The organism is Pseudomonas sp. NPDC089554, from assembly GCF_050280645.1.
In the GTDB taxonomy this organism is placed as follows: Bacteria; Pseudomonadota; Gammaproteobacteria; order Pseudomonadales; family Pseudomonadaceae; genus Aquipseudomonas.
The window spans coordinates 1-15,475 of the sequence record NZ_JBNNVR010000028.1; the positions used below are offsets into that span (position 1 = coordinate 1).

Sequence of the window (15,475 nt, forward strand, 5' to 3'; positions counted from 1 at the left end):
GTATCTCCCTGGGCATCAAGCAGTGCAAGTCCAACCCATGGGAAGACTTCTCCGGCCAGTTCAACAAGGGTGACAAGATCAGCGGTACCATCAAGTCGATCACCGACTTCGGTATCTTCATTGGTCTGGAAGGCGGCATCGACGGCCTGGTCCACCTGTCCGACATCTCCTGGAACGAAACCGGCGAAGAAGCCGTGCGTCGTTTCAAGAAGGGCGACGAGCTGGAAACCGTCATCCTGTCGGTTGACCCGGAGCGCGAGCGCATCTCCCTGGGCATCAAGCAGCTGGAAGACGATCCGTTCTCCAACTTCGTTGCTGTCAACGACAAGGGTGCCATCGTCAAGGGTATCGTCAAGGAAGTTGACGCCAAAGGCGCCATCGTTACCTTGGCCGACGACATCGAAGCTACTCTGAAGGCTTCCGAAATCAGCCGTGACCGCGTTGAAGACGCTCGTAACGTGCTGAAGGAAGGCGAAGAGATCGAAGCCAAGATCATCAGCGTCGACCGCAAGTCCCGCGTTATCAGCCTGTCCATCAAGTCGAAGGACGATGCTGAAGAGCGCGAAGCTATCCAGAGCCTGAAGAACACCGCTCCGGAAGCTGCTGCCGATACCACCATGGCTGCGCTGCTGCGCGAAGCAATGGCCAAGCAGAACTGAGTTCTGTTTGATCGGTAAAAAGGGCGACCCTCGGGTCGCCCTTTTTTTGCCTGTGATTTTTGATTGCGCCGGCTGGTCTGGCGAGGCGCAGCATGGGTGCTCCGATGTAGTGCGTTCTTGAATTTTTTTATTAAGTCAAGATGCGCCCTGTTCAAATCCCTCCGAGCGTGCTACAAACTGATTAAGCAATGATCTAGCTGCTTGATAACGAAGGGAAAAATATGACGAAGTCGGAGCTGATCGAACGTATTGTCACCCACCAGGGCCTGCTCTCGTCCAAGGACGTCGAGTTGGCCATCAAGACCATGCTTGAGCAGATGTCGCAGTGCTTGGCGACCGGTGAGCGTATTGAAATCCGGGGGTTTGGCAGTTTTTCCCTGCATTATCGTGCGCCTCGGGTTGGGCGTAATCCCAAGACTGGGGCGTCGGTCAGCCTTGATGGTAAGTTTGTGCCGCATTTCAAGCCGGGGAAGGAGTTGCGGGATCGGGTGAATGAAGATGAGCATGAGCCCGGCTGAGTATTGAAAGGAGCACTCTGATGCGTAGTTTCAAGCGCGCTCTGGCACTACTTTTTGTGTTGCTATTGGCGGCTGTGGTGCTGTTTTTTGTGTTGGAAAACCAGCAATCGGTTGCCTTGATATTGTTTGGTTGGTCTGCGCCATCGATGCCGGTGGCAGTGCCGGTGGTGGCAGCCCTGATCGTCGGGCTTGCGATAGGGCCGCTGCTTGCCGCATATGGAGTGATGCGTGGCAAGCGTAGGATCATTGCTTCGGTGCGTCCTGAGTCGTCTCCCGACAGCTAGCACCATGCTGCTAGGGGCGTTATCCTCTTCGGTGCTCGGAGCGCCCTTTCCCTCCCTTCAATCATCGCCGTGATCTGGCGGCCTGCTTTATATCTTTACCCCTATCTTGCTCCATGACTTTCTGTCGAGGGTTGTCAATGCCTGGCGTTTGAAAACCCTTGTCGTCCTTGGTTATGCCTTGAACGTAGCGGCTTGATCCGGATGTGGATCGGATGCAGCTTTATCTTTGCGAGGGGCGGGGGGCTTTGGGTTCTTCGGCTGGGAATTCGCTTGGTGCTGGTGTATGGCATTTTGATATTCTTTCCGGTGAACGATTGTGCTCGCGCGTCGATATCTGATTTTTCGGGAGCCTTGAGGCAGCGGTAAAGGCATAATATGTCGTTTGAATTGAGCGCCGCGGCTACAGCATTCCTGAAGAGCCGTAGGTTGAGTAGGCGAGGCGAAATCGATCAGGAAGTGTCTTGCTCGCCATGAGCAAGCGTCTTTCCATGGTCAGTGCTTGACCCGAATTTGGTTTAAAAGAAGGGGAGTTTCATCAGTATGTCGGTTACCAAGCAGGACACCATCGCCAGGTTCAAGAGCCGGGAGGCGCTCATCGGTATTGTTGGACTGGGTTACGTGGGCCTGCCGCTGATGCTGCGTTACAACGCCATCGGCTATCGCGTGCTCGGTATTGATATCGATGAGGTGAAGACTACTCGCCTCAACGCCGGAGAAAGCTACATCGAGCATATTTCGGCCGAGCGTATCCGTGATGCACGCGACAGCGGTTTTGAAGCCACCTGTGATTTTCAGCGGGTAGGTGAGTGTGATGCCTTGATCCTGTGTGTACCGACACCTCTGAACAAGTATCGTGAGCCGGACATGAGCTTCGTGATCAATACCACGGAAGCTATCAGGCCATACCTGCGTGCCGGGCAAGTGGTTTCTCTGGAGAGCACCACCTACCCGGGTACCACGGAAGAAGAGCTATTGCCACGTGTAGAGCAGGGCGATCTCAAGGTGGGGGAAAACATCTTCCTCGTTTACTCGCCTGAGCGTGAAGATCCGGGTAATCCCGGCTTTGAGACCCGCACGATTCCCAAGGTGATCGGTGGTCACACTCCGGCATGCCTGGAGGTGGGCATCGCACTCTACGAGCAGGCGATTGATCGTGTCGTGCCCGTCAGTTCGACCAAGGCTGCGGAAATGACGAAGCTACTCGAGAATATTCACCGGGCGGTGAACATCGGCCTGGTCAATGAGATGAAAGTGGTCGCCGACCGCATGGGCATCGACATCTTTGAGGTAGTCGATGCGGCAGCCACCAAGCCCTTCGGCTTTACAGCGTACTATCCTGGGCCGGGGTTGGGCGGGCATTGCATTCCGATCGATCCTTTCTACCTAACCTGGAAGGCGCGGGAATATGGCCTGCACACTCGCTTCATCGAGCTCTCGGGCGAGGTCAACCAAGCAATGCCGGAATATGTCGTCGGCAAACTGATGGATGGATTGAATGATCAGTCCAAGGCACTCAAAGGCAGCAAGGTGTTGGTTTTGGGTATTGCCTACAAGAAAAACGTCGATGACATGCGCGAGTCCCCCTCCGTGGAAATCATGGAGCTGTTGGAAGCCAAGGGGTGTGTGGTTGCCTACAGCGATCCGCATGTGCCGGTGTTTCCGAAAATGCGTGAGCACCATTTCAATCTGTCCAGTGTCGAGCTGAGCGCTGAAAGCCTTGCTTCGTTCGATGCCGTTATCCTGGCTACCGATCACGACAAGTTCGATTATGCGCATATCCAGGCGCATGCGCGGTTGATCGTCGACAGCCGCGGCAAATACCGTGCGTCGGCCAACAATGTAATCAAGGCCTGATCCAGGAGCGTTGCTTTGAAACGATTTGCCCTTATCGGTGCTGCCGGTTACATCGCCCCCCGTCACATGCGTGCTATCAAGGACACGGGTAACGAACTGGTGTCGGCATACGATATCAACGACTCCGTGGGTATCATCGACAGCCTGTCACCCCAGAGCGAATTCTTTACCGAGTTCGAACGTTTTGCCGAACATGCCTACCGCATCCGTCGCGACCCCGCAACGGCGCTCGATTATGTAGCCGTGTGTTCACCAAATTATCTGCACCATGCCCATATCGCCGCCGGGCTACGCTTGGGCTGCGACGTCATCTGCGAAAAACCGCTGGTACCCACCCCTGAAGTGCTAGATGAACTCGCGCAAGTGGAGAAGGAAACGGGCAAGCGCGTCTTCAACATCCTGCAGTTGCGCCATCACCAGGCGATTCTTGACCTGAAGCAGAAAGTGGCGCGTGAGGTTCGCGAGGGCAAGTATGAGGTCGAGCTCACTTACATCACTTCTCGCGGCAAGTGGTACATGGAAAGCTGGAAAGGTGACCCGCGCAAGTCGTACGGGGTAGCTACCAATATCGGTGTGCACTTCTACGACATGCTGCATTTCATTTTCGGCAAGCTCCAGCGCAACGTCGTGCACTTCGCCAATGACTACAAGGCCGCCGGCTACCTCGAGTATGAAAAGGCTCGGGTGCGCTGGTTCCTTTCCATTGATGCGCAGGATCTTCCCGCGGCTGTGCAGGGCAAGAAGCCGACTTACCGGTCGATTACCGTCGATGGTGAGGAGATGGAGTTCTCCGAAGGTTTCACCGACCTGCACACCACGAGCTACAAGGAGATCCTGGCGGGGCGTGGCTACGGCATCGAGGATGCCCGGCACTGCGTGGAAACGGTTGATACCATCCGTTCGTACCAGGTGGTCGTAGCGCAGGACGGGGAAGGCCACCCGTTCCTGGCGTCCTTGAAGCGCTGAGGTCGACATGGGGTATCAGGTTCATGCGTCAGCCATCGTCGATGAGGGTGCGCAGATTGGTGACGGTTCGCGTGTATGGCACTTCGTCCATGTCTGCGCAGGCGCGCGCATCGGCAAAGGCGTCTCCTTGGGGCAAAACGTATTCGTCGGCAACAAGGTCATCATTGGGGATAACTGCAAGATCCAGAACAACGTGTCGGTCTACGACAATGTGACCTTGGAAGAGGGTGTGTTCTGCGGTCCAAGCATGGTGTTCACTAATGTCTACAACCCTCGCTCGCTCATCGAGCGCAAGAATGAGTACCGCGATACGCTGGTATGCAAAGGTGCCACTCTGGGTGCGAATTGCACCATCGTGTGCGGGGTCACTATTGGGGAGTACGCGTTTGTGGGGGCCGGGGCAGTGATCAACAGGGATGTGCCAGCCTATGCGCTGATGGTCGGCGTGCCTGCAAGGCAGGTTGGTTGGATGAGCGAATTTGGTGAGAAACTCGAACTGCCGCTTCAAGGGCAAGGGGAAGTCGTTTGCCAGCACAGCGGTGATCGTTACAGTCTCAATGGCCGTTGCTTACGAAAAAATTTTGAGTAGTGCCATATTGGCGGATTGAGACGAATTCACGTTCTCCTCGTGTTAAGCGTCCTCCGCGAGCCATTACGAATGAAGCACCTAGCGAACTGTGTGAGATTCATGGAATTTATCGATCTTAAGAGCCAGTACCAACAGCTTAAAAGCCAGATCGACGCTGGCATACAGCGAGTGCTGGACCATGGACAGTATATCCTCGGCCCCGAAGTAGGTGAGTTGGAGGCAAAGCTTGCAGAATATACGGGTGCACGGCATTGCATCGCTGTCGCTAATGGCACGGACGCGTTGCAGATTGCATTGATGGCGTTGGGGGTGGGCCCGGGAGATGAGGTCGTTACTCCTGGCTTTACCTACATTGCTACGGCAGAGGCCGTTGCGTTGCTGGGTGCAAAGCCTGTCTATGTTGACATCGATCCCCGCACCTATAATCTTGATGCCACGCTGCTGGATGTGGCAATTACGTCGCGCACCAAAGCGATTATTCCGGTCTCTCTGTACGGACAATGCGCAGATTTTGAGGCAATCAATGCCGTTGCGGCCAAGCATGGAGTGATGGTTATTGAAGATGCGGCGCAGAGTTTCGGTGCGCTGTACAAAGGCAAGCGTTCATGCAATCTGTCCAGCATCGCCTGCACCAGCTTCTTCCCGAGCAAGCCGCTGGGTTGTTATGGTGACGGTGGTGCAATTTTCACGAGCAACGATGAGCTGGCGGTTACCATGCGGCAAATCGCACGGCATGGCCAGGATCGTCGCTACCACCATGTCCGGGTTGGCGTGAACAGTCGACTCGATACTCTTCAGGCCGCAATCTTGCTCGCCAAGCTTGTGGGGTTTGACGCTGAGCTGGCTCAACGCCAGCGCGTTGCTGATCTTTATGCCGAGGCATTGGCGTCCGTTGGTATTCCCGCTCCAGTGGTTGAATCGCATAACCGCAGTGTATGGGCGCAGTACACGGTACAGCTTGATGATCGCGAGAGCGTGCAAGCCAAGCTGAAAGCTTTGGGCGTGCCAACGGCCGTGCATTACCCTATACCGCTGAACCGCCAGCCAGCCGTCAGTGATGATAGTGCTCATCTGCCTGTAGGCGATCAGGTTGCAGGCCGAGTCATGAGCCTACCCATGCATCCCTATTTGACGGCCGAACAGGTCAATCTGGTTGTCTCGCATCTGGTGGCTAGTCGCTAGATCTTCAAAGAGATCTTCTCTCAGCGCTGCGGTGCGAATAGCCGATTTAATACTTATTTTTTGATGGAACATTTTTTTGAGGTGCAGTATGCGAGTCATCGCGAAGCTGGATGTCAAGCCTCCCCAGGTCGTGAAACCGGTTCACTTCGAGGGGTTGCGCAAGGTTGGACTGCCAGAGCAATTGGCCCGGACGTACTATGAACAGGGGGCTGATGAAGTCTTCTATGTAGATATCGTTGCCAGCCTTTATCGACGCGAAATTCTGCTTGAGCAGATTGCTGCCACTGCCCGCAATTTGCTGGTTCCTTTCGCCGTGGGCGGTGGGGTGCGCACGGTCGATGACTTTACCCGCCTTTTCCATCATGGTGCCGACAAAGTCGTGATCAACACCGGAGCATTGGTGCAGCCCGATCTCATTGATGCTGCTGCTCGCGTGTTCGGTGGGCAGTCGGTTGTCTTGAATGTGGAGGCCAAACGGTTGCCGAGTGGCGGGTGGACTTGCTACAGCGATTGCGGGCGTATTCCCTCCGAGCGTGATTTGCTCAGCTGGGTCAAGGAGGCCGAGCTCCGTGGCGCGGGTGAAATATTGTTGCAGTCGGTAGATACCGACGGGCGACGTCGTGGGTTCGATATCGAGTTGATCAGCGCAGTTGTTGATGCTGTCCGCATTCCTGTCGTGGCTGCCAGCGGTGCAGGTAGCCTCGATCACATTCTGGATGTTGCGCTTCGTGCTAAACCCAGTGGTATTGCCGTGGCTTCGATGCTGCATTATGGCCAGGCGGATATCGGTCAGATCAAGCGTCATCTGAAAGAAAATGGTGTGGAGGTAGCCCTGTGAGCCAGTGTGTGGGTGTGGTCGATTATGGTGCGGCGGGGAATACCTTCAGTATCATCCGGGCGCTGGAGCATGCGGGGGCCGAGCCTCGCGTGATCAAGGGGCCGCAAGATCTGAGCAATGTAGACAAACTGATATTGCCGGGTGTGGGTAGCTTTACCGACGGAATGACGGAGTTGACTGCTTCCGGTATGGCAGTCGCTGTACGCGATTGGGCACAAGCTGGGCGGCCGCTGCTGGGTATCTGTCTTGGTATGCAAATTCTCTGTGATGTCGGTTTTGAGTTCGGTGAAACTGCAGGCCTTGGACTCATTCGTGGTGAAGTACGCGCAATGCACTGTAAGGGTGTGGTACCACACATGGGATTCAATCGGGTCTCTGTGCAGGGCAATTCCCCTCTGCTCAGAGGCTTGGGCGATGACGATCACCTATATTTCATGCACTCTTTCGAGGTGCAGAACTATACGAATATCATCGGACTGACTGAGTACTCAGGTCACCAATTTGTTTCAGCCGTGCAACGTGACAACGTATTCGGTGTGCAATTCCATCCGGAGAAAAGCCGAGAGGTCGGTATCCGGATCTTCCAAAACTACCTGTCGTTGTGAGCCCGGTATGACTGATCAAGCACTCTACGGCCGCTACGGCCTGCCATTGGATATCCAGTTCTGCAAGAAGTGCGCGATGAATAATCAGCGCCCTTCTTCTACAGTGGAATTTAAGAACAAACCTGGCGAGATCAAGAAGGCTATTTTCTTCGATGAGCATGGCGTTTGCGATGCGTGTAATTTTGCCGAGAAGAAAAAAAGCATTGCTTGGTCTGAGCGTGAGCGTGAGCTCAAGGAGCTGTGCGATCGCCATCGCCGCTCGGATGGCCGCTATGACGTAGTGGTGCCGGGCAGTGGCGGGAAGGACAGCGTAATGGCTGCTCATGTGTTGAAGTACAAGTATGGGATGAACCCTATCCTGGTGACTTGGCCCCCTGCCATCTACACGGATATTGGGCGGCGCAACTTCGATGCATGGATCAATGCGGGCTTCGCTAACTACACCTACCATCAGAACAAGAAAGTTCACCGAACCCTTACCCGGTTGGCTTTTGAAAAACTCTGCCACCCTTTCCAACCATTCATACTTGGTCAGAAAAATCTGGCGCCCAAGATGTCGGCTTTGTTGGATATTCCGTTGGTCATTTTCGGAGAGAACGAAGCCGAGTACGGTAATGCCATTCAGGACAACGACAAGCCGACTCGTGATCCCAAATACTACACCGCCGAAAATCAGATGGCAGACCTGTACCTCGGGGGCGTAAGCGCCCAGCAACTGATGGAAGAGTACAAGTTTACGCTAGCTGACCTGGAAGCGTACCTGCCGGTCGATCCGTACCGCATCGAAAAGGTTGGAACTGAAGTTCACTACCTTGGTTACTACCTGAAATGGCACCCGCAGGAAACCTACTATTTTTCCGTAGAAAATACTGACTTCATGCCAAATGACTTCCGAACAGAAGGAAGTTTCAGTAAGTACAGCTCGCTCGACGACATGATTGACTGGCTGCATTACTACACCACCTATACCAAATTTGGCATCGGTCGTGCCACGTATGATGCTGCCCAGGAAATTCGCAACGGCGATATCACCCGTGATGAGGCCATCGCGCTGATAAAGCGTTTCGACGGCGAATTCCCCGCGATTTACCAACAGCAGTGCTTGGACTATATGGGTATTACCCAGGAACGCTTCCTCGAAGTGATTGAGGAATTCCGTACTCCTCACCTGTGGGAAAAAACGTCTGCTGGGTGGGCGCTTAAGAAGCCCATCTGGAAAGCCTGAATCAGCGAGTAGAAACGTCATGAAAGCACTTGTTACCGGGGCCGATGGGTTTATCGGTTCTCACCTCACCGAACTGCTCGTTCGCGAAGGTTATTCCGTACGGGCATTGTCCCAATACAACTCGTTTAATAACTGGGGGTGGCTGGAGGACGTCGATTGTCGTTCGGCAATCGAGGTGGTCAGCGGTGATGTGCGCGACCCGCATTTCTGCAAGCACATTACACGTGATGTGGATGTGGTGTTCCACCTGGCTGCGTTGATCGCGATTCCCTATTCTTACGTGGCACCCGACAGTTATGTCGATACCAACGTAAAAGGCACGCTGAATATTTGTCAGGCGGCCAAAGAAAATGGCGTCAAGCGCGTCATACATACCTCCACAAGCGAGGTGTATGGGACTGCACAGTATGTGCCGATTGATGAAAAGCATCCACTACAAGCGCAATCGCCCTACAGCGCCTCGAAGATCGGCGCCGACGCCATGGCCATCAGTTTCTTCAATGCATTCGACCTGCCAATAACCATCGCCCGGCCGTTCAATACCTATGGCCCGCGACAGTCTGCACGTGCGGTTATTCCGACGATTATTACGCAGATCGCCAGTGGGCAGAAGCAGATCAAGTTGGGCGATGTGTCACCGACCCGCGACTTCAACTATGTAGCCGATACCTGCCGTGGTTTTCTGGAGCTTGCACGCTGCGACAAGGCTATTGGCGAAACCGTCAATATAGGCTCTAACTTCGAAATTTCGGTTGGCGACACACTGAATCTTATCAAGGACATCATGGGGAGCGACGTCGAGTTCCTTATCGATGACCAACGCTTGCGTCCAGGAAAGTCTGAAGTCTTCAGGCTGTGGTGTGACAACACCAAGATCAACGGCATGACCGGTTTCAAGCCGGCATACAGCATTCGCGAGGGACTGGAAAAAACCGTCGAGTGGATGGTGCGCCCCGAGAATCTGAGCAAATACAAGGCCGATATCTACAACGTTTGAGTGCTTACCATGTTTGACGCCCTTGTCCGCTTCGTTCGCGAGCAGTATCGAACCCAAGAGTTCATCCCTTTGCATGCCCCCGTTTTCAAAGGGCAGGAGTCGGGCTATGTCCAGGAAACCATCGAGTCGACATTCGTCTCCAGCGTTGGCGCCTTTGTCGACCGCTTCGAGAATGACGCAGCGGCCTACACCGGCGCAGCCCGCGCGATTGCAACGGTCAATGGAACGGCCGCGCTGCACGTGGCATTGCTGCTGGCCGGGGTACGGCAGGGAGACTTGGTTATCAGTCAGGCGTTGACGTTCGTCGCCACCTGTAACGCGATTGCCTACTGTGGCGCACAACCGATCTTCGTGGATGTGGATCGACGCACCCTCGGAATGTCGCCGACGGCGTTGCAGGCCTGGCTGGATCAACACGCGCGGCTGGACATCGACGGTAGCTGCCGAACCAAGGTCGGTGACCAGCGAATCGCCGCCTGTCTGCCGATGCACACCTTTGGCCATCCGGCCGACCTGGATGGGTTGCTGGCGGTCTGTGAGCGATGGAACCTGCCGCTGGTCGAAGATGCTGCGGAAAGCCTGGGTAGTTTCTACCGTGGTAGGCATACCGGCTCATTCGGCCTGTTGGGTACCCTGAGTTTCAACGGCAATAAAATCATTACTACCGGCGGCGGGGGAATGATTCTGACCAATGATGAGTTGGGGGGGCGTGCCAAGCACCTGACGACAACGGCCAAGCGCCCGCATCCTTTCGAGTATGTACACGACGAAATAGGGTTCAACTACCGCTTGCCAAACCTCAACGCGGCTCTGGGGTGTGCCCAGCTTGAGCAACTGGAGCTTTTCATTGCCTCCAAACGTGAATTGGCTGAGCGCTATGCGTCTCACTTGGCGGGTAGTGAGTTCACATTCATGTTGGAGCCTGATCATTGCCGGTCGAATTACTGGCTCAATGCGGTGATTTGCCCCGATCGTACTGAGCGTGATGGCCTCCTTGAGACGTGTAACGCTGCAGGTGTCATGACACGCCCAATATGGCAGTTGATGTGTGATCTGCCCGCATACTCCGACTGCCTGCACGATGGGCTCGAGCAGTCTCGTTGGTTGGTCGAGCGCGTCGTCAATTTGCCGAGTAGTGTACTTCCGGAGCATCTGCAGTGAAGCGCAAGGTAGCTGTTTTCACTGCTACCCGTGCTGAGTATGGTCTGCTTTATTGGTTGATGAAGGATATCCAGGCAAGCTCACTCTTGGAACTGCAGGTGCTGGTTAGTGGAATGCACCTATCTCCAGAGTTTGGTGAAACTTGGAAAGATATCGTCGCCGATGGGTTCGTGATTGATGCCAAGGTTGAGATGCTGCTCTCTTCCGATACTCCCGTGGGCGTTGCCAAGTCCATGGGTCTTGGGACACTTGGTTTCGCCGATGCGCTGGAGCGTCTGGCTCCGGATGTTCTTGTGGTGCTGGGCGACCGATTCGAAGCTCTGTCGATCGTGCAGGTTGCTGCTGTGATGCGTATTCCTGTGGCCCACTTGCATGGTGGCGAGATTACCGAAGGTGCTTACGACGATGTGTTGCGCCATGCTATCAGCAAGTTGGCGTATTTGCATTTCGTCGCGGCTGAGCCCTATCGCCAGCGCGTAGTTCAAATGGGGGAAGCTCCCGAGCGAGTGTTCAATGTTGGTGCCTTTGGCCTAGATCACATGTTACGCACGCCGCGGATGGATCGTCGGGTGCTGGCGGAAAGCCTTGGCTTCGACCTTGATCGACCGTTCTTCCTGGCGACGTATCATCCGGAAACAGCTGTGGAGAGCGATGCGTCCGAAGCCTTTAACGCCATGCTCACTGCCTTCGACGCGTTTCCTGGATATCAGGTTATCCTGACTTATCCCAATGCGGATAACGGCGGGCGGTCAATCATTCCTATGCTCGAAGCATATGCTGCGGCCAACCCGGAGCGCGTACTGGCGATCCCATCGCTGGGCTTCAGGCGTTATCTGAGTGCAGTAGCGCTTGCTAGCGCAGTAGTCGGGAATTCGTCAAGCGGGATCATAGAAGTGCCGGCATTTGGCGTGCCGACGGTAAACATTGGTACGCGGCAGCAGGGCCGTCTTGCTGCGGAGTCGGTCTTGAACTGTACAGCCGAAGCAGCCTCGATCCGTGATGCGCTGCACAAGGCCCTGGACGTAGGCTTCGCAGAGCGCTGTCGGCACATACTCAACCCTTATGGGCAGGGTTGCGCAGCAACAAGTACGGTAGCGGTGCTTGAGCAATTTAGCGCGATACTACCCAAAACATTTCACGACCTGGTTTGAGCATGAATTATTTCGAACGTAGCGGTGTGTACATCATCGCCGAAGCGGGCGTTAACCATAATGGCGATTTCGAGAAGGCTCTGGCGTTGGTTGAGACTGCCGCTGCGGCAGGTGCCGATGCTGTCAAGTTTCAGACGTTCAACGCTCGCCTTTTGGCATCGGCTAGCGCTCCGAAGGCTGCTTACCAGAAGCGCAATACGGGTGAACAGGACAGCCAGCTTGAAATGCTTCTGAAGCTCGAGTTGCCCCATGAATGGCATTTTCCGCTGCAAGCCCGTGCGCGTGAACTGGGCTTGGACTTTCTCTCTACAGCATTCGATCACGAAAGCCTGCAGTTTCTCGGCGGTCTCGATATGCCAGTCTATAAGATTCCATCCGGAGAGATAACCAATGGCCCGATGCTATGGGCCGTGGCAAGGATGGGGCGGCCGATGATCCTGTCGACAGGTATGGCGACGTTGGGAGAAATAGACCAGGCGTTGGCGGTGCTCGCTCATGGGCTCGAATTCGACCAGCCTCCGACAAGCCTGGAGCATGTCTGGATCAATTGGACGCGTGCTGAAGCACGTGCTCTGGTAACGAAACAGGTTGCGCTGTTGCATTGCACTTCGCAGTATCCGGCACGTCCTGAAGAGGTCAATCTTCGAGCAATGAAGATACTGCACGACACCTTTGGATTACCGGTTGGTTATTCCGATCATACGGAGGGGGTACTGGCATCTGTCGCGGCTGTAGCGAACAATGCGTGCATCGTGGAGAAACACTTCACGCTCGACCGTGCGTTGCCGGGACCGGATCACGCTGCGTCGCTGGCGCCCGATGAACTGAGAACTCTCGTGGAGCAGGTTCGGCTGGTGCAGCAGATGATGGGACAGGCAGTGAAGGCGCCGCAAGTCAGTGAGTGGGACACGCGTAAGGCCGCTCGCCAGAGCCTTGTTTTTGCCCGCGCTGTTGCGCGTGGCCAGCGAATTTTGGCCAAAGATCTGACTAGCGCTCGTCTTGGTTCTGGTCGCGCGCCCATGCATGCCTGGGACCTGATTGGCCAAGTGGCCGACCAAGACTATGCCGCAGGTGATTCGGCATGAGTGGTTTGCCGGTTCTGTTGCTTGGTGCGGGCGGGCATGCTCGCGTCGTCCTGGATGTACTCAAGCTTTGTGGTCACGACTTGGTGGGGGTTTCAGCGCCGGAGTTGGCGAAACACAACGGATGGTATGGGCTTGAGGCAGTTGGTGGCGATGAGGATGTGTTGTGCTCAGATACGCAACAGGTATTGTTGGCGAACGGTATCGGTGTGATTCCCGGGCAAACACTCCGTATCCGCGTACATCAGAGGTTTCGGCAGCATGGGTATCGTTTCGTCTCGGTGGTTCATCCCTCGGCTGTAGTTGCTGCTAGCTGTGAATTAGGGGAAGGCGTGCAGATCATGGCTGGCGCCATCGTCCAACCGGGCTGCAGGATTGCTGGTGGGGTTGTTGTGAATACCGGAGCACTCGTCGATCATGAGTGCCATGTTGAAGAGCTCGCTTTCATAGGCCCAGGTGCCACTTTGTGTGGCCAGGCCCGGGTGGAAGGGGGCGCTTTTATTGGTGCGGGTGCTGTACTGCTTCCGGGCGTTACGGTGAAAAGGAATGCAGTAGTGGGTGCTGGGGCTGTTGTCGTCGATACCGTGGACGCCGGTACGACGGTAGTCGGCAACCCGGCCCGCCGTGTGAGTTAGATTAATGAAGAATTGGAAAGATATTGTGGTTTCGTCTGATGTGTCCCTCCGGGAGGCTATACGTCGGATTGATGCATCAGGTATACAAATGGCCTTGATCGCTGACGAGGACATGCGCCTTGTTGGGTTGCTGACCGACGGTGATGTCAGGCGTGCCATTCTTAACGGGCAGGATCTGGATGGCCCAGTGGCTGGCGCGATGAACACTAAGCCTAGGACAGGATCGCCACATACTCCACGGGAAGAAATTCTGGCGATGATGCGCCGTTTCACGTTTCATCATTTGCCTTTGGTCGATGAACAGGGAGTGCTCGTCGGACTGGCAACCATCGATGATTTTCTCGGAGTTTCGGCGCGTGAGAACTGGGTTGTATTGATGGCGGGTGGGCTGGGTGCGCGCTTGCGACCGCTCACCAACAATTGCCCGAAGCCAATGCTTGCCATCGGTGGGAAACCGATTCTCGAGAGCATTCTCGAGAGCTTTATCGAACAAGGCTTTCGACGATTTTTCATTTCGGTCAACTATAAAGCTGACGTGATTTTGGACTATTTCGGCAACGGCGAGCGTTGGGGGGTCGAAATTCAATACCTGCATGAAAACGAACGGCTGGGCACAGCAGGTGCTTTATCGTTGCTGCCGGAGCGACCACAGGCACCGTTTTTTGTCATGAACGGTGATTTGATTACCAAAGCCAATTTCGAAAAAATGCTCAGCTTTCATGAGGAGCATGGTGCGGTTGCAACGATGGCCGTTCGTGAGCACGAATTTCAAGTGCCCTATGGAGTAGTGAGTGTTAAGGGTGTTGCTATCACGGGGATAGAGGAAAAGCCCACGCATCACTTCTTTGTGAATGCCGGTGTCTATGTGCTTTCCAGTGAAGCATTGGACTTGATTCCCTCGCGAGAATTTTTCGATATGCCTAGCCTCTTTCAACAATTGGGAGAGCAGCGTAGAAAAACAGCAGCCTACCCATTGCGTGAGTACTGGCTGGATATAGGTCGGCTTGAGGAGTACGAGCGTGCTCAGCGAGAGTGGAGCTGAAGATGTATTCAGGGCACAAAATTCTCGCACTGATCACTGCGCGTGGTGGTTCGAAGGGTATCCCTCGAAAGAATGTTATTGATGTGGCTGGAAAGCCATTGATAGGTTGGACCATCGAAGCGGCGCGTCATTCGACCCTGCTGGACAGGCTCGTACTCTCCAGTGACGATGCTGAAATTATTTCGGTAGCAGCGCAGCTGGGGTGCGAGGTTCCCTTTGTTCGTGATCTGTCGCTAGCTGGGGACGCGGCCAGTAGTGTGGATGTCGTGATAGATTGCCTGCAGCGCTTGCCGGAGTACGATTATATTGTCCTGTTGCAGCCGACTTCACCTTTGCGAACGGCAGAGGATATTGATGAAGCTGTTCGCCTATGTATCGATGCGCAGGCACCAGCCTGTGTATCGGTGTGTGAGGTAGAGGAGAGCCCGTTCTGGATGTTTTCATTGAGTGACAATGGTGTTCTTGATCCGCTACTCAAGAGTCAGTATTCGCGTCGACAGGAGCTTCCGAGTATTTATCGGTTGAATGGTGCTGTTTATGTGGCAAAGACTTCCTGGTTTATTGAGTCTCGTAGTTTCTTATCGGAGCTGACGCAGGGCTACATTATGCCGCGTGAGCGGTCTCTCGATATAGATACTCCTGATGACCTTGAAAAGGTTCGTCACTTCATGGCGATTACTCCGTGAA

The 15,475-nt window shown here is 54.7% G+C and carries 17 protein-coding genes; all 17 read left to right on the forward strand.

Translation table 11 applies throughout. The features are described from left to right. On the forward strand, positions 1-659 hold a 659-nt coding region (locus ACQKPE_RS11080; protein WP_427665740.1), incomplete at its 5' end, for a S1 RNA-binding domain-containing protein. Between the two features lie 221 nt (positions 660-880). After that, positions 881-1,177, forward strand: coding sequence for an integration host factor subunit beta (gene ihfB, locus ACQKPE_RS11085; RefSeq protein WP_427665741.1), 297 nt, complete (start codon positions 881-883; stop codon positions 1,175-1,177). Positions 1,178-1,197: 20 nt separating this feature from the next. Continuing rightward, positions 1,198-1,461 (forward strand): LapA family protein, encoded by a 264-nt coding sequence (locus ACQKPE_RS11090; protein WP_427665743.1) that lies wholly within the window; start codon positions 1,198-1,200, stop codon positions 1,459-1,461. Positions 1,462-2,001: 540 nt separating this feature from the next. Next, positions 2,002-3,315, forward strand: a complete 1,314-nt coding sequence (wbpA, locus tag ACQKPE_RS11095; protein ID WP_427665745.1) for a UDP-N-acetyl-D-glucosamine 6-dehydrogenase — start codon at positions 2,002-2,004, stop codon at positions 3,313-3,315. A gap of 15 nt (positions 3,316-3,330) precedes the next feature. Beyond that, the gene (gene wbpB, locus ACQKPE_RS11100) at positions 3,331-4,281 is read left to right on the forward strand and encodes a UDP-N-acetyl-2-amino-2-deoxy-D-glucuronate oxidase (protein WP_427665747.1); all 951 of its coding nucleotides are present in this window, start codon (positions 3,331-3,333) and stop codon (positions 4,279-4,281) included. Between the two features lie 7 nt (positions 4,282-4,288). Then, complete coding sequence (gene wbpD / locus ACQKPE_RS11105) at positions 4,289-4,870, forward strand: UDP-2-acetamido-3-amino-2,3-dideoxy-D-glucuronate N-acetyltransferase (protein WP_427665749.1); 582 nt, start codon at positions 4,289-4,291, stop codon at positions 4,868-4,870. Positions 4,871-4,969: 99 nt separating this feature from the next. Further along, positions 4,970-6,052 (forward strand): DegT/DnrJ/EryC1/StrS family aminotransferase, encoded by a 1,083-nt coding sequence (locus tag ACQKPE_RS11110; protein WP_427665750.1) that lies wholly within the window; start codon positions 4,970-4,972, stop codon positions 6,050-6,052. An 88-nt stretch (positions 6,053-6,140) separates the two neighbouring features. Continuing rightward, a complete protein-coding gene (gene hisF / locus ACQKPE_RS11115) occupies positions 6,141-6,890 on the forward strand; it encodes an imidazole glycerol phosphate synthase subunit HisF (protein WP_427665751.1) in 750 nt (249 codons plus the stop codon). Then, entirely contained in the window at positions 6,887-7,495 is a 609-nt protein-coding gene (hisH, locus tag ACQKPE_RS11120) for an imidazole glycerol phosphate synthase subunit HisH (RefSeq protein WP_427665753.1), read from the forward strand. The genes hisF and hisH overlap by 4 nt, the downstream gene beginning before the upstream one ends. Positions 7,496-7,502: 7 nt before the next feature. Next, a complete protein-coding gene (locus ACQKPE_RS11125) occupies positions 7,503-8,720 on the forward strand; it encodes an N-acetyl sugar amidotransferase (RefSeq protein ID WP_427665755.1) in 1,218 nt (405 codons plus the stop codon). 19 nt (positions 8,721-8,739) lie between these two features. Continuing rightward, positions 8,740-9,717: an NAD-dependent 4,6-dehydratase LegB gene (locus ACQKPE_RS11130; protein WP_427665756.1), complete on the forward strand. Its 978-nt coding sequence runs from the start codon at positions 8,740-8,742 to the stop codon at positions 9,715-9,717. A 9-nt stretch (positions 9,718-9,726) separates the two neighbouring features. Beyond that, positions 9,727-10,878: a LegC family aminotransferase gene (locus tag ACQKPE_RS11135; RefSeq protein ID WP_427665758.1), complete on the forward strand. Its 1,152-nt coding sequence runs from the start codon at positions 9,727-9,729 to the stop codon at positions 10,876-10,878. Beyond that, a complete protein-coding gene (gene neuC, locus ACQKPE_RS11140; RefSeq protein WP_427665759.1) occupies positions 10,875-12,029 on the forward strand; it encodes a UDP-N-acetylglucosamine 2-epimerase in 1,155 nt (384 codons plus the stop codon). Before ACQKPE_RS11135 ends, neuC begins: the two co-directional genes overlap by 4 nt. A gap of 2 nt (positions 12,030-12,031) precedes the next feature. After that, entirely contained in the window at positions 12,032-13,114 is a 1,083-nt protein-coding gene (neuB, locus tag ACQKPE_RS11145; protein ID WP_427665761.1) for an N-acetylneuraminate synthase, read from the forward strand. After that, positions 13,111-13,746 (forward strand): NeuD/PglB/VioB family sugar acetyltransferase, encoded by a 636-nt coding sequence (locus ACQKPE_RS11150; protein ID WP_427665763.1) that lies wholly within the window; start codon positions 13,111-13,113, stop codon positions 13,744-13,746. The genes neuB and ACQKPE_RS11150 overlap by 4 nt, the downstream gene beginning before the upstream one ends. Before the next feature lie 4 nt (positions 13,747-13,750). Beyond that, complete coding sequence (locus tag ACQKPE_RS11155) at positions 13,751-14,788, forward strand: nucleotidyltransferase family protein (RefSeq protein WP_427665765.1); 1,038 nt, start codon at positions 13,751-13,753, stop codon at positions 14,786-14,788. 2 nt (positions 14,789-14,790) lie between these two features. Next, on the forward strand, positions 14,791-15,474 hold the full coding sequence (locus tag ACQKPE_RS11160) for a cytidylyltransferase domain-containing protein (protein WP_427665767.1): 684 nt from the start codon (positions 14,791-14,793) through the stop codon (positions 15,472-15,474). Position 15,475: the final 1 nt, after the last annotated feature.